Origin of the sequence: Halomonas urmiana (genome assembly GCF_005780185.1) — a bacterium.
GTDB lineage: Bacteria > Pseudomonadota > Gammaproteobacteria > Pseudomonadales > Halomonadaceae > Halomonas > Halomonas urmiana.
This window is the reverse complement of the sequence record NZ_VBUI01000114.1, coordinates 1-247: the sequence shown is the minus strand read 5'-3', so window position 1 is coordinate 247 and position 247 is coordinate 1. Positions and strand designations below refer to the sequence as shown.

1 protein-coding gene is annotated in these 247 nt (G+C 30.4%); it reads right to left on the bottom strand.

The window, feature by feature from the left end; genetic code table 11:
- A partial coding sequence (locus FEI13_RS18985; RefSeq protein ID WP_138183032.1) for a DUF4738 domain-containing protein occupies nucleotides 1–247 on the bottom strand: 247 nt, incomplete at both ends.

Sequence of the window (247 nt, the reverse complement as noted above, 5' to 3'; positions counted from 1 at the left end):
AAACGCCCAATCTGTTTCTGGTTTTGAAATCGTTCCGAAAAATTGAATCTTTTCATTATCTATTCCATCTAACCAATAACCGTGGAAAACTGCAATGTTTTGAAAATCTTTGTCAATATAATTGTTGAAGTTTTCTTTTCTAAACAAAGTATCTAAAAGGATTTTGTTGCCTTGTTTTATTTTCAGCGAAATTTCAGCATCTCTGTATTTATCCACCTGTTTTTTGCCTTCAATTTCAAATTCATTG